The organism is Agathobaculum massiliense (genome assembly GCF_900291975.1).
Classification (GTDB): domain Bacteria; phylum Bacillota; class Clostridia; order Oscillospirales; family Butyricicoccaceae; genus Agathobaculum; species Agathobaculum ammoniilyticum.
The window spans coordinates 1,751,609-1,771,290 of record NZ_OMPN01000001.1; the positions used below are offsets into that span (position 1 = coordinate 1,751,609).

General features: G+C 54.2%; 21 protein-coding genes and 1 tRNA gene. 4 read left to right on the top strand and 18 right to left on the bottom strand.

The window, feature by feature from the left end; genetic code table 11:
- Positions 1-24: 24 nt before the first annotated feature.
- From DBQ51_RS08905 to DBQ51_RS08935, 7 genes are all read right to left on the bottom strand, one after another.
- Entirely contained in the window at positions 25-843 is an 819-nt protein-coding gene (locus DBQ51_RS08905) for a sugar phosphate isomerase/epimerase family protein (protein WP_107631340.1), read from the bottom strand.
- A 16-nt stretch (positions 844-859) separates the two neighbouring features.
- Positions 860-2,299, bottom strand: coding sequence for a tagaturonate epimerase family protein (locus tag DBQ51_RS08910; RefSeq protein WP_107631341.1), 1,440 nt, complete (start codon positions 2,297-2,299; stop codon positions 860-862).
- Between the two features lie 22 nt (positions 2,300-2,321).
- Positions 2,322-3,032, bottom strand: coding sequence for an ABC transporter ATP-binding protein (locus tag DBQ51_RS08915; RefSeq protein WP_107632158.1), 711 nt, complete (start codon positions 3,030-3,032; stop codon positions 2,322-2,324).
- A 1-nt stretch (position 3,033) separates the two neighbouring features.
- Positions 3,034-3,798, bottom strand: coding sequence for an ABC transporter ATP-binding protein (locus DBQ51_RS08920; RefSeq protein ID WP_107631342.1), 765 nt, complete (start codon positions 3,796-3,798; stop codon positions 3,034-3,036).
- On the bottom strand, positions 3,792-4,760 hold the full coding sequence (locus DBQ51_RS08925; protein ID WP_107631343.1) for a branched-chain amino acid ABC transporter permease: 969 nt from the start codon (positions 4,758-4,760) through the stop codon (positions 3,792-3,794). Before DBQ51_RS08925 ends, DBQ51_RS08920 begins: the two co-directional genes overlap by 7 nt.
- Before the next feature lie 27 nt (positions 4,761-4,787).
- A complete protein-coding gene (locus DBQ51_RS08930; protein ID WP_107631344.1) occupies positions 4,788-5,669 on the bottom strand; it encodes a branched-chain amino acid ABC transporter permease in 882 nt (293 codons plus the stop codon).
- Between the two features lie 92 nt (positions 5,670-5,761).
- The gene (locus DBQ51_RS08935) at positions 5,762-6,949 is read right to left on the bottom strand and encodes an ABC transporter substrate-binding protein (RefSeq protein ID WP_107631345.1); all 1,188 of its coding nucleotides are present in this window, start codon (positions 6,947-6,949) and stop codon (positions 5,762-5,764) included.
- A gap of 455 nt (positions 6,950-7,404) precedes the next feature.
- On the opposite strand from DBQ51_RS08935, the gene DBQ51_RS08940 reads away from it, so the two are divergent.
- Positions 7,405-8,016, top strand: a complete 612-nt coding sequence (locus DBQ51_RS08940) for a DNA-3-methyladenine glycosylase family protein (protein ID WP_107631346.1) — start codon at positions 7,405-7,407, stop codon at positions 8,014-8,016.
- An 83-nt stretch (positions 8,017-8,099) separates the two neighbouring features.
- On the opposite strand, the gene DBQ51_RS08945 is transcribed toward DBQ51_RS08940, so the two are convergent.
- From DBQ51_RS08945 to DBQ51_RS08960, 4 genes are all read right to left on the bottom strand, one after another.
- Positions 8,100-8,459, bottom strand: a complete 360-nt coding sequence (locus DBQ51_RS08945; RefSeq protein WP_107631347.1) for a molecular chaperone Hsp90 — start codon at positions 8,457-8,459, stop codon at positions 8,100-8,102.
- A 114-nt stretch (positions 8,460-8,573) separates the two neighbouring features.
- The gene (locus DBQ51_RS08950) at positions 8,574-9,050 is read right to left on the bottom strand and encodes a phage holin family protein (protein WP_082396878.1); all 477 of its coding nucleotides are present in this window, start codon (positions 9,048-9,050) and stop codon (positions 8,574-8,576) included.
- Positions 9,051-9,330: 280 nt separating this feature from the next.
- A complete protein-coding gene (locus DBQ51_RS08955; protein ID WP_107632159.1) occupies positions 9,331-9,864 on the bottom strand; it encodes a methylated-DNA--[protein]-cysteine S-methyltransferase in 534 nt (177 codons plus the stop codon).
- A gap of 193 nt (positions 9,865-10,057) precedes the next feature.
- Positions 10,058-10,133: transfer RNA gene (locus tag DBQ51_RS08960), tRNA-Thr, on the bottom strand.
- 163 nt (positions 10,134-10,296) lie between these two features.
- Between DBQ51_RS08960 and rpsF the strand changes: the two genes are divergently transcribed.
- From rpsF to rpsR, 3 genes are read left to right on the top strand one after another with little or no spacing between them, the layout of a single operon-like run.
- A complete protein-coding gene (gene rpsF, locus DBQ51_RS08965) occupies positions 10,297-10,593 on the top strand; it encodes a 30S ribosomal protein S6 (RefSeq protein WP_054326603.1) in 297 nt (98 codons plus the stop codon).
- A gap of 14 nt (positions 10,594-10,607) precedes the next feature.
- Positions 10,608-11,096 carry a single-stranded DNA-binding protein gene (locus DBQ51_RS08970; RefSeq protein ID WP_054326602.1) on the top strand — a complete coding sequence of 163 codons (489 nt, stop codon included), beginning with the start codon at positions 10,608-10,610 and terminating at the stop codon, positions 11,094-11,096.
- Between the two features lie 21 nt (positions 11,097-11,117).
- Positions 11,118-11,390, top strand: a complete 273-nt coding sequence (gene rpsR / locus DBQ51_RS08975) for a 30S ribosomal protein S18 (protein ID WP_054326601.1) — start codon at positions 11,118-11,120, stop codon at positions 11,388-11,390.
- A 180-nt stretch (positions 11,391-11,570) separates the two neighbouring features.
- On the opposite strand, the gene gyrA is transcribed toward rpsR, so the two are convergent.
- The 7 genes from gyrA to dnaN form a co-directional block, all read right to left on the bottom strand.
- Positions 11,571-14,111: a DNA gyrase subunit A gene (gene gyrA, locus DBQ51_RS08980; protein ID WP_054326600.1), complete on the bottom strand. Its 2,541-nt coding sequence runs from the start codon at positions 14,109-14,111 to the stop codon at positions 11,571-11,573.
- A gap of 70 nt (positions 14,112-14,181) precedes the next feature.
- Positions 14,182-16,122: a DNA topoisomerase (ATP-hydrolyzing) subunit B gene (gene gyrB, locus DBQ51_RS08985; protein WP_054326599.1), complete on the bottom strand. Its 1,941-nt coding sequence runs from the start codon at positions 16,120-16,122 to the stop codon at positions 14,182-14,184.
- 55 nt (positions 16,123-16,177) lie between these two features.
- Positions 16,178-16,438 carry an extracellular matrix regulator RemB gene (gene remB / locus DBQ51_RS08990; RefSeq protein ID WP_054326598.1) on the bottom strand — a complete coding sequence of 87 codons (261 nt, stop codon included), beginning with the start codon at positions 16,436-16,438 and terminating at the stop codon, positions 16,178-16,180.
- Between the two features lie 174 nt (positions 16,439-16,612).
- Complete coding sequence (gene recF, locus DBQ51_RS08995; RefSeq protein ID WP_054326597.1) at positions 16,613-17,713, bottom strand: DNA replication/repair protein RecF; 1,101 nt, start codon at positions 17,711-17,713, stop codon at positions 16,613-16,615.
- A complete protein-coding gene (locus DBQ51_RS09000; RefSeq protein ID WP_107631348.1) occupies positions 17,710-18,234 on the bottom strand; it encodes a hypothetical protein in 525 nt (174 codons plus the stop codon). Before DBQ51_RS09000 ends, recF begins: the two co-directional genes overlap by 4 nt.
- Positions 18,218-18,460 (bottom strand): RNA-binding S4 domain-containing protein, encoded by a 243-nt coding sequence (locus DBQ51_RS09005; RefSeq protein ID WP_107631349.1) that lies wholly within the window; start codon positions 18,458-18,460, stop codon positions 18,218-18,220. Before DBQ51_RS09005 ends, DBQ51_RS09000 begins: the two co-directional genes overlap by 17 nt.
- Positions 18,453-19,562: a DNA polymerase III subunit beta gene (gene dnaN, locus DBQ51_RS09010; protein ID WP_107631350.1), complete on the bottom strand. Its 1,110-nt coding sequence runs from the start codon at positions 19,560-19,562 to the stop codon at positions 18,453-18,455. Before dnaN ends, DBQ51_RS09005 begins: the two co-directional genes overlap by 8 nt.
- Positions 19,563-19,682 lie beyond the last annotated feature (120 nt).

Below are 19,682 nucleotides of genomic sequence, written 5' to 3' on the forward strand. Positions count from 1 at the left end.
CCTCCCTTTCCGATTCACGGCGTTTTACGGTTCACATGCTTTCAAATGGCTTATCGCCTTTTTCGCGGCGGTTTCTCGATCCGGATCCGGCAGGCATTCGACTGTTACGAAACCGCTGTAGCCAATCTCCTTGAGCACCGCAAGGATGCGCTTAAAATCAAACTGTCCGCTTCCAGGGTATCTTCTGGAATTGTCCGAGACATGGAAATATCCCAGCCGTTTTCCGCACAGGCGTATTGCCTCATAGGGGTCGTATTCCTCAAGCCCCATATGATAGGTATCCAGATGTACATAGCAATTATCCAAAGCATTCTCACACAGGAAATCCACCGTCTCCTTTGCCGTAATGAAAATGTTGGTTTCATAATGGTTGATAACTTCTATCACCAAGCGCACTTCCTGCGCTTTGGCATACTCATTCAGGACCTTGAGGCGCTGTGCCAGCAAGGACATATAATGGTCCCTGTCTCCCTTTTCGGGAACCTGTCCTTTCAACCAGCCAATCACAACATCAACGCCAAGCTTGTGCGCGCTGTCGATATACTGGTACATTCCATCCATCGCACCCTGAACTTTTTCCGGCGTATCGCCCAGCAAGCTCATTCCGCCCTGCGTATACAATCTGCCGGATACAATGGCACAGATATCCCCTGCGCCATCCTCCCGCATCCGTTCGATCCGGTCAAAATCAAACGGATAGGTCTCGCGCGTATGGAATTCCACCGCATCATACCCATATGCCTTTGCCCGCCGCATATTTTCATATAGATCTCCTTCCAACGGCAAGGGTGCGGTAAGTGGGGTCTTTTCGGCAAGCGATATCCCATATTTCCAATCAGGCATAGCATTCCATCCTTTTTTATTTTGGTCGCACGCAAAGCCGCAAGTGCCTGTCGTACAGGTCCTCCGCTTCGCGTTCATATAACGAGCGGTTCTTTTTCAGAAACAGAAGGATATCCTCCTTCAGTTCTGGATCAGACAGCACATATCCGTATGTGATATGCAGCATCTGCCTTGCATCGTTCTGCAGCAGATAGCTGGGCAGCGCCTCGTCTACCATTTCATCTAACGGCGACACCTTTGTCAGATCACAATGCACTACATAATATTTTTTTGCCTGCTCCACACTTTTCATCGCGGCGCGATGGATCCGTCTGTATAAGGTGGGGTCGGTTTTGGAGATGGTTTCCACAACCTCCAGCCAGCTTGTTCCCGAAGTCTTAATATGGTAATGCCAGCCGGACAGCTCTGCCAGCATGGCTAATACCGAATATTTCTCGCTTGCAGAATGCAGGCTGAGCTTATATCCGAAATAGCCAGAAATCTTTGCATGCACCGCCATTTGCGCCTTTAATTCCTGAAGATCTCCGATATAATCGATCGCTTTTTGAAATTCCCCCACGAATTTCGGCGCAACGCTGGTCACATAGACCTTGGCGCATTCCAACTCTTTAGCCACAAAATAATGCGCTTCCGGCGTAGTCATTTCCTCGGTTTCATCCAGTGAGACCTCCAGATCGATCGGCCGGTTTGCCGGAATCAGAACTTCCCAATAGGCTTTCCTGATAAGCTGCAGCGCATCATCATATATATCGTGCAGACGAGCCACCTCCGCTTTGGAGAAGCGCAATTCCATACCGTTCAGCCTGCCATCCGACAGATAATTCCGAAGATCCCGCTGCTTTTGTTCCTCCGGCAGCCGGTCGAATGCCTGCTGCAGGGCGCTCTCGTCCTGATTGTTATGCTTGAGTACCAGCGAGCAGTCGATTGTGACCATACTGCAGCCCTGCGCAACCGCTTCCTGGATTTCCTCCACTGTTTTCAGGTGGTCCCCATCGCAGGCATAGCCGGACCGGTACCCCTCCCGAAAAACCGCCCAGGCTGCGCAATCGATAACGTCCGACAGGGTGCGTCCGGTCAGCTGTAGCTCCCGCAGGCTTTGCTGCGCTAAAACCGGCTGCAGCGGCGTTTTTGAAACGGCTTTGACCTGTGCGGCATTCGCAAATCCCAGACGGTCCCCAAACCCAAAGGAAGCGCCCTTGCGTCCGAACGCGGTCGGAGCCGTATATGGCAGCAGCCGGTTCAACGCAAGACGGTTCGTATGGCTGGTCGGGCAAAGCAGGTATCCATCCCTCTGCTCTCCTTCGAACAATTCGCAAAGCTCACCGCTGACAGCGAGGCAGTTCTCCAATCCACACTGAACCAGAACGATTTCGCCATTCGGCCATTTTGTATAAGAGCTTTTGAAAATATGATCGTCTTTTCCCAAATCGCTGTTTAAGCAATTAAGAAGTCCCATAACAAAACACTTCCTTTGCCGCTCATTCCAATCCCAGATACGCTTTTTTGACCTCTTCGCTCTTTCTCAGGTTTTCCGCCGTATCCGACATTACGATATGTCCGGTCTCCACCACATAGCCTCTATGCGCCACACTCAGCGCGGCGTTGGAATTCTGTTCCACCAACAGGATTGTACGACCGTCCGCATTGATCTGCCGGATGATTTCAAATATGCTGTTTACAACGATCGGCGCCAGGCCAAGAGACGGTTCATCCATCATCAAAATTTTAGGATCCATCATTATACCACGGCCAACGGCCAGCATTTGCTGCTCGCCGCCTGATAACGTGCCAGCTAACTGGTTATCGCGCTCCTTCAGCCTGGGGAACAGGCCATACACATATTCATAATCTTTCTTGATCTTATTCTGGTCTTTTCTCAAAAAAGCGCCCATCTGCAGGTTTTCCTTGACAGTCAGGTGGGAGAACACCTGCCTACCCTCCAAACATTGCGCAATCCCCAAGCCTGTGATTTTATGCGCGCTCAAATGGGTGATATCCTGCCCTTTAAACAGGATCTGCCCGCTCTGCCCGCCGCGGATCAGGCCGGAGATAGCGCGCAGCGTCGTGGTTTTTCCCGCGCCGTTTCCGCCTATCAGCGTTACGATCTCCCCCTCTTCGACATAGAAAGAGATGTCATCCACCGCCTTGATACGCCCATAAGAATAAGAAAAATTGTTGACCTCCAGAATCTTAGTCGCCAATTATGCCACCTCCCAGATAGGCTTCGATCACGGCCGGATTTGCCTGTATTTCCTCAGGCGTGCCTTGCGCAAGCTTTTTCCCGAAATTCAGAACTGCGATCTCATCGGTCACTTTCATGACAAGCTTCATGTCGTGTTCAACCAGAAGTATCGTCATGCCTCTTGCGTTGATCTTGCTGATCAACGCGGTCAAGTCCACCTTTTCCTTTGAATTCATGCCTGCCGCCGGCTCGTCGAGCAGGAGCAGCTTGGGCTCGGTCGCCATGGCGCGGGCGATCTCCACACGCCGCTGATCGCCATAAGAAAGATTCCGCGCCAGCATGTCTCTTTTTCCGGTCAGACCGACAAAGTCCAATAGACCCAGGCACTTTTCTTCAATAGCCTTTTCCTCTGCCTTCTGCGCCGGCGTATGCAGGATGCCGCTCAGCAGGCCTGATTTGACCTTGCTGTGGCAGCCGATCTTTACGTTTTCAATTACGGTCAGATCGTGGAAAAGGTTGATATTCTGATAAGTACGCGCAATCCCCTTGCAGCAGATCTGATATGGCTGCAGGCCGGTGATATCCTCGCCCTCCAGCATTATCTTGCCGTTATTTGGCGCATAGACGCCGCTGATGATGTTAAACAGCGTTGTCTTGCCCGCGCCGTTCGGACCGATCAGGCCGAAAATCGCGCCATCCTTTACTTCAAAATCCACCTCGTTAACGGCGGTCAGACCGCCGAACCTGATGGTGACCTGATCTATTTTCAGCATTTTTTCACCCGCTTTCCGACAAATCCCTTCACCTTGCCGACTAGGTCGCAGCCCAGTCCATAGCAGCCCTTCGGCATAAACAGCACCGCAATCAGGATCAGGATTCCATAAATCAGGGTCTTGTACGTATTAAATCCCTGCAGCGACTCATTCAGGATTGCAATAACCACCGCGCCTAGGATCGGCCCTATGGAATTGCCCATGCCGCCGAACAGCAGCATTGTCATCAGCAGGGTGGATTGCGTGCTGTTAAAGGTTTCCGGACTAATGAACCGCACAAAATGCGCGTACATCGAGCCTGCGAACGAGGTGAAAAGCGCACTGATCACAAACGCCATGATCTTGTATTTGCGCACGTTGATTCCCATTCCCCCGGCGGCCACCGTGTTTTCACGAATTGCCATAAACGCACGTCCGGTGGCGGAAGTTATGATCCGCTGCTTCAAAAACAGGAACACGATAATCATTATAAAAGTAAATACGCCAAAGCTGAATTTTGAGTGCAGCTCATATCCGAAAATGCTCAGATCCGGTATACTTCGGATACCGGCCATCGCATTGGTGATCTCTGCTTTGCACAGGAATACATAGGTCATATTTCCGGCGGCGATCGTGAGCAATGCGAGGAATTGGTGGACCAGCTTGGATGCGGGAATCGCCACGATCGCGGCAAGTATTCCCGTGATAACCAGCCCTGCAAGGATAGCCAGCCAGGGGTTCAGCCCATAATTGACCGTCAGAATCGCCGATGTGTACGCACCGGATGCATAAAACATAGCGTGTCCCAACGCGATCTGGCCGGAATAACCGAATAAAATATCCAGGCCGGACACCGCGATGATATAAATACCGCAAAAGACAAAAATCGTAATGAAATATACATTCTGACTGATCGCGCCAAAAAGCAGCGCCCCTATGAGGATGGCCCATACAGCAGCCGGAAGCTTTTTGATCAAGCTCATAACACAGTTAACCTCCCTTTTGTATGGTTATCGGTCATATACGTCGCCCTTCAAAATGCCGCGCGGTAAGAAAACCATGCACAACGCAAGGATTCCGAAAGTAATAAAATCCTTATAGTTGGATGTAATATAAGCGGCAGAAAAGGTTTCCGTAAATCCTATAATCAGGCCGCCGATAATTGCACCATACATATTGCCGTAACCGCCGATTACCGCTGCGGCAAACGCTTTCGTGCCGATCGTCGTACCCATCGAAATGCTCACGCCCTGTACCGGCCCGAGCAGGATGCCCGCGACGCCTGCGAGCGCGCAGGAAAGCCCCCAGGTGATGCCTGTTGTGATATCCACATTGATACCAACCGAACGAGAGGCCAGCGGATTCATGGCGGCGGCGCGCATTGAGGTGCCGAATTTCATTTTGTTCATAAACAGATGAATCGCAACCATTGCAAACGTGCTGATAAAAATACAGACAAATGCCTCCGGCTGAACCTTTGTCCCCAGGATGTCAATAACATCCATGCCAAAAATGGAGGGGAACTGTACAGCTGTTGTTCCCCAGATCTGCTGTGCAGAATTAATCAGTACAATGCCCAGTGCTATGGTCGCCAATACAATATAAATGTCTTTTGCCTGCCGTTTGAGAATCGGCCGTATCAATAACCGTTCAATCAGCATGCCGATAATAAACATCACTAGCATTGCAGCAACTAACGCAAGTGCGAACGGCCAATTCAAATATCGGTAGAAGGACAGGCCAACAAACGCACCAAACATCAGAATCTCACCCTGACAAAACGTCATAAGGCCGGATGCCGAATATATTAGGCTATATCCCAATGCGATCAGTCCATATACACTGCCTATGACCAATGCGCTGATCGTCAATGAAAGCACCATGTCGCGCATTCCCCTTTCTGCGACTCTTTCATGTAATGTAAAGCGGAGGACAATTAAATCGTCTCCTCAACTGTCCTCCGCTCTTTTCTTGAACCGAACGGTTATTTATTTTCCAGATAAGAATCCAGAGTAATGATTTTTCCATCCTGAATAACGTAAGTCGTACCGCTCGTGATGCCTTCTCCAGAACCGTCAGAGAAGTCAAACTCGCCAGCGATACCGGTAAAGGTATTGCCCAAGATCGCTTCACGGATCGCGTCCCCGTCTGTAGTACCAGCCAATTCGATCGCTTGACACAAAATATTAGTGCCGTCATATGCACGATAGGCTACTTCAGAAACCGGTAGCTCGCCGTATTCTGCTTGGTATGCAGTAAGGAAATCCTTTTCCGCATCCGTTAAAGCATCGTCAATATTCTGCGGAACAAAGTAACAGCAGGAAAAAATAACGTCATCCGCATACTCGCCGGCAAGCTCCAGCGTCTGCTGATCCGCTAGGGACTCAATGCCGTAAATGTAACCTTCATAACCCTGCATACGCAACTGCTTGACGATCTTGCCCAGATCCTCACCGCCGCCGTTTAGAAGGATTCCGTCCGGTTCCGCCGCCAGCATTTTGGTGATCTGGCCGGAAAAATCCGTATCACCGGAAGTGTAACCTTCCTGATCTACGATCGTCATTTTTCCACCCTGCTCAATCAAGTCTACGACCGTCGCCGTAGCGAGCTGCGCGTATTCCGTCTCGGCGGACAAAGTAGCGATTTTAGTCGCTCCCATCGTCACCATCGAATCATAGCAGCCCTGATTGAAGAAATCCGAGCAAACCGTCGGACGGAAAGTATAGGAAAGGCCGATGTTAGTCCAGATGCCCGATGTACCTGTACCGAACTGGACTACCTTTGCCTCCTCGCTAACATCCGAAGTAGCGAGTACCGCAGCGGACAGGTGCGAGCCGATAATTCCAACAACCTGATCCTGCTCAATCAGACGCGTTACATTTTTTACAGAAGTTTCAGTATTTCCCTGATCGTCATATTCCATCAATTCAATCTGTTTCCCCAGGATACCGCCATTTTCATTGATCTGCTTTATCGCGAGCTTGGTCGCCATATTACCGGTAGTACCTACAGAAGCCGCCGAACCGGACAGCGGTCCATACCAACCGATTTTGATGGTTTCCGCCCCTGAATCTTGTTGTCCATCATTACTTGCTTGCTCGTTGTTTCCGCACGCTGCAAGATTCAATGCCAACGCTACGGCCAGGATGGATGCGAACACTCTTCTCTTCATTTTTCTCTCTCCTTTTGTGCATCACAGGGAACCCTGTTTAAGATTCAGAAGCTGTTCTGAATTTTGCAAATTCATTCTTTCATAATGCATTTACATTCTTCGCTTCTGTGCTTATACACTATCACTTCTTACAATCAATGTCAACAATATTTGAAACTTTTTATCGTTAAAAATAATGCATTTTTCATATTTTATGCAATTTTTCATAACTTATTTATGAAATATTTCATACTTTAGTTACGCTGTTTTAATGGTATTAATTGCTATATTTTTAATAAAAATGAATTTATAATATGGATAAATTGCATATTTGTTGGGATACATAAAAAATGAACGCCTACAGCTTCTACCGTAGACGCATCCCCACCTATCCATTATCCTTGTTTTCCATCCTGCAATATGATAGAATCAATATGTAAACCGCACGATCCTGCTGCAAATGAGGTGTCTGCCACTTGTATTTTCAATATGGCAAAACGGAAACGGATTATCTAAAAAAGAAAGACGCCCGATTGGGCGCGTTGATCGATCAAATCGGTCCGATCCGCCGTGAGACCGACCCCGACCTGTTTTCCGCAGTTGTCCACCACATTGTCGGGCAGCAGATATCCACCAAAGCCCAGACTACCATCTGGAACCGGATGCGGGAAGCGCTCGGCACAGTTGACGCGAAAACCGTCATATCCGCCGGTGCCGCACGTCTACAGGCGTGCGGCATCTCGTTCCGCAAGGCGGAATATATCCTCGATTTTGCCCGCAAGGTCCAAAATGGCGCGTTTGATCTGGAACAGGTCTGGCATATGTCGGATGCGGAGGCGGTCGCCGCGCTTTCTTCCCTCAGGGGGATCGGCGCATGGACCGCGGAAATGATCCTTCTGTTCTGTATGGAGCGACCGGATGTATTCAGCTTTGATGATCTAGCAATCCAGCGCGGGCTGTGCATGGTGTACCATCACAGAAAGATCGACCGCCGTTTGTTTGAGAAATACCGCCGCCGGTTCAGCCCCTTTTGCAGTGTTGCAAGCCTGTATCTATGGGCTGTCGCAGGTGGGGCTGTGGAAAGATGAACGACTACGCGCCAGTACACAAAAAAGCGCGGGAAAATAAAAAAGCCGGAGATTTTCTCCGGCTTTTTTCCAACGATTAACGCTTATTTTAAAATATCTTCCTTTTTCGCAAGGATGTCCGCTACAATCGCGCACGCGGGGCAATCACAATATTGTGCTCCTGCCGCCTTTATCTCTTTGGCATGAGCCACAATACCGGCCGCAGTATCCGCGCCGAAATACGCCGCGCCTTGTTCCGACCCTGCAAATCCAATCAGGTTATCGATCGGCATGATATCCGCTTCCAGCTCCTCAACATACTTGCCTGTCTGCTCCTTTTCCGCAGCCGTACCGACCGCAGACAGCCAGGCTTGCGCAGCGGCTTTTGTTTCGCTGCTGCAGGTTGGCGCCTGCATCAGTTCATGCGTTTTGGCGGTAACATACTCCAGTATTTGTCTATCCATTGATCATATCCCCGCTTTCTTTATAAGGATTTGTCCTTATTCTATCATGCCAGTACACAAAGCGCAAGATGGCACCGTCTACCCCTGAAAAAAACATCCTACCCTGTCGGTTTTTTACTTTTCTTCCCCGCTGTCCTTCGGAATCACCCGATCGCCCGCATCATTTACAACCGTCCGCACTGCGTTCAGTCCCTTGACGAATATTTCCGGTACGTCGATGCCCAGCGCCACCATATTTTCCACAATGGAGGTCAGTTCATTGATGATATACACCGCCAGTACAAACCAGCCCAAAAGCTGAAGAAAGCCCAAATCAACTCCAAGCTGCGCCCCCAGTGAAATCAGGAAGCCCGATACCGAGAACGCAATTGCGATAATCACCCAATAGCTGACCTTTTTCAAAACGCCGCGCGCCCCTTTCTCGCTCGACAGCGTTTGGGTTGCCCTTGATTTTGCATACCCGTATATGCAGTCGATCACATTGAGCGCCAGGAACAGAAGGAACACAAACCAGTATTCCCCAAATATCCACGTCAGGACCGCGATCACTGCGCCCCACAGCAAATTTGCCTTGTCAAAAAATTCCTGCATTTTTTCTCTCCTTTTTCTGATTTTTCCCATACCTGTGGATAACTCCCCATCCCCGCCGCATGCCATACCACAGTCCGGTCATGATATCGTTAAAATCCCTGTCCTTTTGACCTCTGGTGGTCAATCCCGCCGCCTATATTTTTTGATATGTTGGGGCGGTCAGCAAAGCAAGGCTGCAGGCATACGGATTTCGCGATAAAAAAACCGCGCCCGCCCGCAAAAGGGAGGCGCGGTTTCCGCTTTGAAAAGGAATGATGCGGAAAGACGCTTATATTTTCTTTTAAGGCGCCGTACTGTGTTTTGGCACAAAATACTCTTTCTTCAGGGCGCCCTCCAATTGGAGAAGGGCAATTTTTTTATCAATGCCGCCGGCATATCCCGTTAAGCTGCCGTTTGCTCCAACAACGCGATGGCAGGGGACGATAATGGATATCTCATTTCGCCCAACGGCTCCGCCCACCGCTTGGGCAGACATACGTTCCAAACCGCGCCTGGCCGCGAGCTGCTTTGCGATCTCCCCATATGTCGTGGTCTGTCCATAAGGGATAGAGGAAAGGATTTCCCATACCTCATTTTGAAAATCCGTGCCGATAAAATGGAGCGGGATTTTGAAATCCGGCTCTTTCCCCGAGAAATAAATAGCAAGCCATTTTTTAGCTTGTTCGAATACCGGAATCTCCTTTTCCTCACGCTCTTTGTCCAGATAAAACGCAAAATATTTTTGCCCCGCAAACCATAATCCGGTTAGGCCGAGCTCATCTGCGGCCAGCAAAATCTCCCCCAGGGGAGACTGGTAATGACTGATATACTGCATATTATCCCTACCTATCAGAAGCACCCTTTGTTCCCGTTTCTTTTTCTGCTCTATTATAATTTTACCATACAAGCTCCATAATTGCCAACAGCAGAAGCATTATCGCAACCCGAGGAGACACTGTCAGGGATTCAGAAAGCTTATTGGAAAAGAGTAAAAAACCCGTTATTTCTTTGGAAATAACGGGTTTTTTTGGAGCTTGCGGCCGGACTCGAACCGGCGACCTGCGCATTACGAATGCGCTGCTCTACCAACTGAGCCACGCAAGCATTTCAACTTGTCAGCCTTATTAGTATACCATGATTCTGCGGTTTCGTCAATGTTTTTTTCTTGATTTTACTTGACTTTTTCTCCCTGTTCGATATAATAGTAAGGTATCCTTGCTCACATCATTGGATGTGGGCCAAAAGTCCAAAAGGAGGTGCTAAGAAAATGGCAAAGATTTCTGGCAAGTACGAGACGATCTTCATTGTCAACCCCACGCTGGAAGAAGCAGCGGCTACCGCTGTTGCGGACAAGTTCAAGTCTCTCGTCGAGGCAAACGGCACGAACGTGGAAGTGGAAGACTGGGGCAAGCGCCGTCTGGCGTACCCGATCGAGGACCAGACCGAGGGCGTTTACACCCTGATCCGTTTTGAGTCCGCTCCCGCTTTTCCGGCTGAACTGGACCGTATCTACAAGATCACGGACGGTATCATGCGTTCCATCATCGTCTGCCTGGACGACTAAGGCGGTGAACTGAAATGCTCAACAAGGCGATTCTGATGGGTCGTTTGACCCGCGATCCCGAGCTGCGCCATACCCAGAGCAATATGGCTGTGTGTTCGTTCCGCCTTGCGATCGACCGCGACCGCAAGGGCCCGAACGGCGAACGTCAGACCGACTTCATCGACTGTGTCGCATGGGGCCGTCAGGCGGAATTCGTTGCACAGTGGTTTGCGAAAGGCGTCATGGCGATCGTAGTCGGCCGCATCCAGTCCCGCCAGTGGCAGGACCAGAACGGCAACAACCGCACGGCCATTGAGGTCAACTGCGACGAGGTTTCCTTCGGCGAAACCAAAAAGTCCCGTGAAGCAAACGGCGGCTACGCAGGCGGCGGTTACGGCTATGATAACGGATCGCAGATGCGGCCCGAGCCTGCCGCGTCCCAGGTTGCTCCCGCATTCGATCTGCCCGCGGGCGATTCGGATTTTCAGGAGCTGGCCGATGACGACGGCGATGTCCCATTCTAACAAAGAGGAGGTTACGCGACAATGGAAGAAACCAAGAAGGAATTCACGCCCCGTCCGGAGCGTGCAGAGCGCCCGCAGCGCGGCCGTCGCCGCCGCAAGGTTTGCGCTTTCTGTGTTGATAAAATCGAGCACGTTGATTATAAGGATGCCGGCAAGCTGCGTAAGTATATGTCCGAGCGCGGCAAGATCCTGCCCCGCCGTATGACCGGCACCTGCGCGCATCACCAGCGCCAGCTGACCGAGGCGATCAAGCGCGCCCGTCACATTGCTCTGCTGCCCTACACCGCAGAGTAATCCGTTACGTTTTTTCAAAAAAGGATACAGAAAGACCGTTTTTCTTCGGAAAGACGGTCTTTTTTTATTTACCAAAAGGGGAACAGACGGCCTGCTTATAAAAATTGTCCACAAGGATGTGGACAATTTTCTCGCTTTCCGAATAAAGGAAAAGCCGCCCCTAATGGGGCGGCAAAAAGCTTACGCCTGCGTTTCTTCCTCGGAAGCTTCCTCTTCCTCCTTATCCGTGCGCGCAATCGAGATCACCTTGACGTCCTCGCCTGTGCGCATCACAATAACGCCCTGGCTGCCACGTCCGCACTCGCGGATCTCCTCGCAGCCGGTGCGGATAATTACGCCGTCGTCCGTTATAATCATCACGTCGTTTTCATTATCCACGACCGCGATGCCCGCCACAAGGCCGGTTTTGGCGGTCAGATTATGCAGCGTCATTCCGCCGCCGCCGCGGTGGTGGATGGTAAAGTCCTCCACCGGCGTGCGCTTGCCGTAGCCGTTTTCCGTGATGGAAAGCACATACGCGCCCTTTCTGGCGCGCGCCGCGCCTACCACATAGTCGCCCTCGTTCAGCCGGATGCCGCGCACGCCGGTCGCGGTGCGGCCCATCGCACGGACCTCGGTTTCGTCAAAACAGATCGCGCGGCCCTCATGCGTGGCGATCAGGATATTCTGCTCCCCGTCGGTCAGGCGCACATCGACCAGCGCGTCGTCCTCGTTCAGGTTCAGGGCGCGCAGGCCCGCGCGCCGGATGTTCTGCAAGTCGCTCAGCACCACGCGCTTGGCGACGCCCTGACGGGTGACGAAGAACAGGAATTTATCATCCGCAAATTCCTTGATGGGGAACATGGCGGTGATTTTTTCGTCGTTTTCCAATTCCAGCAGGTTGACGATATTCATGCCCTTGGCCGAGCGGCCGGTCTCGGGTATCTGGTAGCCCTTAAGCTTGTACACCTTGCCGCGGTCGGAGAAGAACAGGATGGTGTCATGCGTCGAGGCGGTGAAAATATCCTTGGCAAAGTCCTCCTCGCGCGTACTCATCGCGGAAACGCCGCGCCCGCCGCGCCGCTGCGCGCGGTAAACCGAGGTCGGCTGGCGCTTGATATAGCCGAAATGGGTCAGCGTATATGCGCAGTCCTGCTGCTCGATCAGGTCCTCAATGTCGATCTCGTCCGCGACGTTGGCGATCTCGGTATGGCGCTCGTCGCCGTACTTTTGCTTGATCTCCTGCAGCTCGTCCTTGACCACCGCGAGGATGTTCGCGTCGCACGACAGGACCTCCTCAAACGAGGCGATGCGCCCCTCCAGCTCTTTGTACTCATCATTGATTTTCTCCTGCTCCAAGCCGGACAGACGGCCCAGACGCATGTCCACGATCGCCTGTGCCTGCGGCTCGTCCAGATGGAACTCAAAATGCTCCGATCCGTCCACGATGCCGAGCAGGGCGATCTGGTCGATCCAGAACGGCTCGGCCATCAGGTTTTCCTTGGCCTCGGCCTCGTTTTTGGAAGCGCGGATGATCTGAATGATGCGGTCGATGTTATCGGTCGCGACCTTGAGGCCCTCGAGGATATGCGCGCGGTCCTGCGCCTTTTTGAGATCAAAGCGCGTACGGCGCTCGACCACGTCCTTCTGGAACGCGACATACTGGTCGATGATCTGCCGCAGCGTGAGCACGCGCGGCTGCAGCTTGCCCGCCGCGCCGGTCGGCACAAGAGCGATATGGATCATCGAAATGGTATCCTCAAGCTGGGTATAGGTGAAAAGCTGGTTGAGAATGACCTGCGCGTTGGCGTCGCGGCGGATATCCACCACGATCTGCATGCCCTCGCGCGAGGAATGGTCCTGAATATTGGTGATGCCGTCCACGCGCTTGTCCTTGACCAGGTTAGCCATCGCTTCAACCAGGCGCGCCTTGTTGACCATGTACGGGATCTCGGTGATCTGGATCTGGCTGCGGCCGTTCGCCAGCTCGACAATCTCGGCCTTGGCGCGCACCTTGATCTTGCCGCGGCCGGTGGCATACGCCGCGCGGATGCCGCTGCGGCCCATGATGACGCCGCCGGTCGGGAAGTCCGGCCCTTTGATGAACTGACAGATCTCGTCCAGCTCGGCCTCCGGATGGTCGATCACATAGCAGATGCCGTCGATCACCTCGGTCAGGTTATGCGGCGGGATGTTGGTCGCCATGCCGACCGCGATGCCCGACGAGCCGTTTACCAGAAGGTTGGGGAAACGGGAGGGGAGCACGAGCGGCTCCTGCCGCTCCTCGTCGAAGTTCGGGCCGAAATCCACTGTGTTTTTCTTAATATCCGCCAGCATATGATTGGCGATCCTGGCCATGCGGGCTTCGGTGTAACGGTAGGCCGCCGGGGGGTCGCCGTCCACCGAGCCAAAGTTGCCGTGGCCATCGATCAGCGGATAGTGCAGGGAAAACGGCTGCGCCAGGCGCACCAGCGCGTCGTATACCGAAGCGTCGCCGTGCGGATGATAGCGGCCGAGCACGTTACCGACCGTGGTCGCGGACTTGCGGTAGGGCTTGTCCGAGGTCAGGCCGTCCTCATACATCGCGTACAGGATGCGGCGGTGGACCGGCTTGAGGCCGTCGCGCACGTCGGGCAGCGCGCGGCCGACGATCACGCTCATCGCGTAATCGATATAGCTCTTGCGCATCTCCTTTTCCAGGTCCACCTGTAAAATTTTCTGCTGTTCGTATTCTTGACTCATTCTATGCCTCCGAAAATGTTGGCGTTATTGACCGGCCGGCCTGATACGGTACAGCCTGCCGAAAACCGCATCATACGTCCAGATTCATTACGTATTTCGCGTTTTTCTCGATAAATTCGCGGCGCGGCTCGACCTTTTCGCCCATCAGCAGCGCGAACGTCTCGTCCGCGGCGGCCGCGTCGTCCATCGTCACCTGCAGCAGCGTGCGGTTTGCCGGATCCATGGTGGTTTCCCAAAGCTGCTCAGGATCCATCTCGCCCAGACCTTTGTAGCGCTGCACGCGCACATTGTCGCCCATCTCGGCAATACAGGTGCGCTGCTGCTCCTCCGTATAGGTATAACGCACATCCTTGCCCTTTTCGTTCTTAAACAGCGGCGGCTGGGCGATATACACATGCCCGTGCTCGATCAGCGGCCGCATGAAGCGGAAGAAGAAGGTCAACAGCAGGGTGCGGATGTGCGAGCCGTCCACGTCGGCATCAGCCATGAGGATAATCTTGCCGTAGCGCAGCTTGGACAGGTCGAAATCATCGCCAAAGCCCGCGCCGAACGCGGTGATCATCGGGGTGAGCTTGTCGTTGCCGTATACGCGGTCCAGGCGCGCCTTTTCCACGTTCAGCATCTTGCCCCACAGCGGCAGGATAGCCTGGTGCCGTCGGTCGCGGCCCTCCTTGGCCGAGCCGCCCGCGGAGTCACCCTCCACGATGTAGATTTCGGTATAGGTGGGGTCCTTTTCGATGCAGTCCGCCAGCTTGCCCGGCAGGGAGGCCGAGTCCAGCGCGGATTTGCGGCGCGTCAGCTCGCGCGCCTTTTTGGCCGCCTCACGGGCGCGCGCGGCGGTCTGCGCCTTTTCGATGATGGTGCGCGCGACCTGCGGATTTTCCTCGAAAAAGGTCATCAGCTTGTCGGACACCATGGTGTCTACCAGCGCGCGCATATCGCTGTTGCCCAGCTTGGTCTTGGTCTGGCCCTCGAACTGCGCCTCCTGCAGCTTGACCGAGATAATCGCGGTCAGTCCCTCGCGCGCGTCCTCGCCCTTGAAGGATTCGTCGTCCTTGAGCAGCTTATATTTCCTGCCGTAATCGTTAAGCACGCGGGTAAGCGCAGCCTTGAAGCCGGTTTCATGCGTGCCGCCCTCAGTGGTGTTGATGTTATTGGCAAAGGAAAGGATCAACTCGTTATAGCTGTCCGTATACTGCATCGCGACCTCGGCCATCGAGGTATCGCGGCTGCCCTCCATATAAATAACCTGCTCGTGCAGAGGGGTCTTGGTGCGGTTGAGATGCTCGACAAACTGGCGGATGCCGCCCTCGTAGTGCATCACATCCTCCACCGGCTCGTCGTCGCGCTCATCCCGCAGGGTGATCTTGAGGCCCGCGTTGAGGAACGCCTGCTCGCGCAGGCGCTTTTCCAGCACGTCGTAATCAAATTCGGTCGTCTCGAAGATCTCCGGATCGGCATGGAAGCGGATGGTGGTGCCGGTTTCGCTCTCGCAGGGCGTATCGCGCATTTTAACGGCCGTCACGCCGCGCTCAAAGCGCATATAGTGCCTGGTATGACCGTCGCGCACCTCGGCCTCCATCCAGTCGGACAGCGCGTTGACGACCGACGAGCCCACGCCGTGCAGGCCGCCGGACACCTTGTAGCCCGAACCGTCAAACTTGCCGCCCGCGTGCAGCACGGTCAGCACGACCTCGAGCGTGGGAATGCCCATCTGCGGATGGATACCGCAGGGGATGCCGCGGCCGTTATCCGCCACACGGATGATGTCGCCCTTTTCGATCGTGACCTCGATATGGGTGCAGTAGCCCGCCAACGCCTCGTCGATCGAGTTGTCCACGATCTCGTAAACCAGATGGTGCAGGCCGCGCGCGGAGGTCGAGCCGATGTACATGCCCGGCCGCTTGCGGACCGCTTCCAGCCCCTCGAGCACCTGGATCTGGCTCTCGTCATAGGCGTCGGTCACCTTCAGGTCGAGTACCTCGTCCTTAATTTCCAATTCTTCACTCATATTTCCAGATTTCCTTTCGAGAAATTGCGGTAACATACTTCCTTCATGCGCGGCGTTATACGGCATACCCCTTTTCCGCGCGCCTTTGCAGCGCCTGCGGCGAAAGCTGGGTCAGGTAAAGCGTTTCGCCCAGCGCGTTCTCGCACAGCACGGCCGCGCGCGGCAGGTCCTCGTACAGCTCGATGATACGCCCCTCCTCCTGCATGCGGGAGAGCAGCCCACGCGTCCGTTTGGACGCGGTCGCCGTATCCATATCGAACACCGCCACCACGGTCTGCAGGGGAACGATATAATCCTGTCCCAAATGCAGATACATAAAAAACCCCTGTTTTCACGAAAAATGGGCAGAAGAAAACACAATGGAGCATGCATCGGCCGGCGTTTTCTCCCGCCGTGCCTGGCATGCGCCACCGGCCCTGCCCCAACGTGGCATTCTATTATAGATTATACCACTTTTTTCTTCATTTGTGTACTGAAAAGCGCGAAAAGGTCAAATAATTTTACCGTTTTTTATATGGAAAACCGCGCCGGCGCGCAGCTTGTCCGATATCCCGTCCTCGCAGCAGGTAATCATCACCTGTCCGTCCGCGATGCGGTTGAGGACAAAATCCTGCCGCCGGCGGTCCAGCTCGGAAAGCACGTCGTCGAGCAGGAGTACGGGGTACTCCCCATCCTCCTGAAAGAACAGCTCGCGCTCGGCGAGTTTGAGGGAAAGCGTACACGTCCGCACCTGCCCCTGCGAGCCAAACGCGGCCGCGCTGCGGCCGTTCAGCAGGAGCGTCAGGTCGTCCTTATGCGGACCGGACAGGCAGCTTTTCGCCGCCAGCTCCGCGGATCGGTGGGCGTAAACATGCGCGGCAAGCTGCTGCTCGATCTGCTTTGCGTCCGCGAACGGGTCGGTGACCGAGGAAACCGTCTGATACGCGCCGGAAAGCGCCTCCTGCGGCGCGATATCGGCGTAGACGGCCGCCGCCGCTTCCAGCAGCCTGCGGCAGTAGTACGCGCGGTAGCGGATGATCCGCGCGCCGAAGTACGCCATGCGGAGGGAGAAATCCTCCCACAGGTTCAGCAGGGTGGGTTTTTCCTCGCTGTCGCGCAGGATGCGCGTCTTGTGGTCGTGCAGGCGGTTGTATTCCTCCAGATAACGCGCGTAATTGGGCCGAAGCTGGCACAGCGCCACATCCAGGAAGCGCCGCCGCGCGCCCGCGCCCGCGCGCACCAGCATCAAATCCTCCGGACAAAATAAAACGGTTTTCAAAAGCCCCTGCATATCCGCCTGGCGCTTCTGCCGCACTCCGTTTTTGTAGATTTCCATGCTTTTGGCGCGCGAAAGGCGCAGCTCTACGGTAAAATCCCGATCGTGCGCCGCAAAATCCGCGCGGATGAACGCATGGTCGGCCTCAAAGCGCAGGCCCTCTTTTTTCTGCGCCGTGCGAAACAGGCGCATGGTCGAGCAGACCGCCACCGCTTCGAGCAGGTTGGTCTTGCCCTGCCCGTTCTCGCCGCAGACCAGGTTGACCGACGGGTCGAAAGCGAAGCGCGCCTTTTCATAATTGCGGAAATTTTCCAGCGCAAGCGTGTGAACGTTCAAAGCGCGCTCACCTGGATGGACGGGTTTTTCCTCTTCAGCAGGCCGAGCAGCGCGTCCTTACCGTCCGGAATGGCGGAAAGCGGGAAATAATAGGCGTTGTCCTTGGTCGTAAAGCAGAAGATCTCGCTGTCGTATACTGCGCCCGTAATCTCGTCATAAGGCAGAAAATAGTCGCGGACCAGGCCGTCGTTGCCGACCGTGACCTCCTTATCGCTGCAGCAGACCGTGCAGGGGACGCTTTCCTTGCCGAATTCTTCCCGATAGTATTTAAGGATCTTGTCTACCCTCCTGCCGTTCATGCCGCCGAACGTGTTGCGCAGCCACCAGAACAGCACCGCCGCAATGCCGACCAGGAACAGCACGAATCGGGTCGGCAGATAGGCAAGCACCAGCACCAGCACCATAATCCCTGCTTTGAGCAGCGAGGACCGTCTGCGCGTCCGGTAAAGCGGCAGCGACGGATAAATTTTTTCATAGAACCGGCGGAGCAGCGCTTCATCCTGGTTATAGTTGATCTCCATTGCCTGTCCCCTCCTCTTCGTTCCGTATCGCAACGGTTTCGCCGTTCAGCGTCACCGTATCGCCCGATCGCAGCTTTTTCCCGCGCATGGTGCAGGGCTGCCCATTCACCTGTACCTCGCCGGACGCGATGCGGAGCTTGGCTTCCCCGCCGGAGGCGGTCAGGTTCGCGAATTTGAGCAGCGCGTCCAGCTTGATGTATTCCGTGTCAATCCTGATTTCAGTCATTGGCCTTCAGCCTTACCGGCAGCACAAGGTAGGTGTACTTGTCCCCCTCCAGCGGGGAAACGACGACCGGATTGAGCGGGCCTTTGAGCTGCAGCAGCACGGTGTCGTCTCCCGCGGCGCGCAGCGCGTCCAGCACATAGCGGTTATTGAAGCCGATTTCCAGCTCGTCGATCGTCCCGTCGAACGCGCATTCGTCATAGCTCTTGCCGACCGCGGTGATGCACGACATCTGCACATAAGAGCCGTCAAAGTGGAAGCGCACCGGATTTTTCAGCTTTTCGGAGACGATCAGGGACACGCGCTCGATACAGGTGATCAGCTCATGCCGGTCGGCCTTGACCACATGCTCGAACTCGGCCGGTATCGCGGCGCGGTAGTTGAGGAATTCGCCGTCGATCAGGCGGGTGATGAGCGTGGTGCCGCCGATGCGGAACAGGATGTTTTTCCGGTCCGGAAAGATCTCGACATCCCCCTCCTCTTCGGTGAGGATGCGCTCAATTTCGCGCAGGGAGGAGCCGGGTACGACGAATTTCATGTCCCCGGAAATGCCCTCCACAGTTTCGCGGCGCACGGAAAGGCGGTACCCGTCCACCGCGACCACGTTCAGGCGGCTGCCCTCCAGCTCGAACAGGCATCCGGTATGGATGGGCTTGGATTCGTTATCCGAAACCGAAAAGATGGTCTGTGCGATCATGCTTTTGAGCATGGATTGGGGAAGAGAAAAGCCGGTTTCGCTCGACACCTCGGCCAGCGCGGGATATTCGTCCGCCTCAGTCGCAATCAGGTTGAACACCGCGCGGCCGCATTTGATGGTGGTCAGCAGCTTGTCGTCGGTTTCCAGGTAAACTGTGTCCTGCGGCAGCTTGCGCACGATATCGTAAAACAGGCGCGCGTTGAGGACGATGCTTCCGGATTCGATCACGTCGGCCTCGGCCGTGGTGCGGATCCCCATGGATAGGTCGTAGCCGGTCAGGGTGAGCGAATTGGGCGCGGCGTCAATCAGCAGTCCTTCCAGCAGCGGCATGGCGCTTTTTCCCGTGACCGCGCGGGAGGCGGTGCCGATCAGGCTGAGCAGGGTTTCTTTTTCACAGGAGAATTTCATTGGGCATTCTTCTTTCTTTTCGGAAATCTAACAAAAAAACAGGATAGGTTTTTATCGTCGTAGTAGAGGCTGGGGAAATTGGGGAAAAACGGTGTACAGCGAGATTTCCCGCGGGAAATG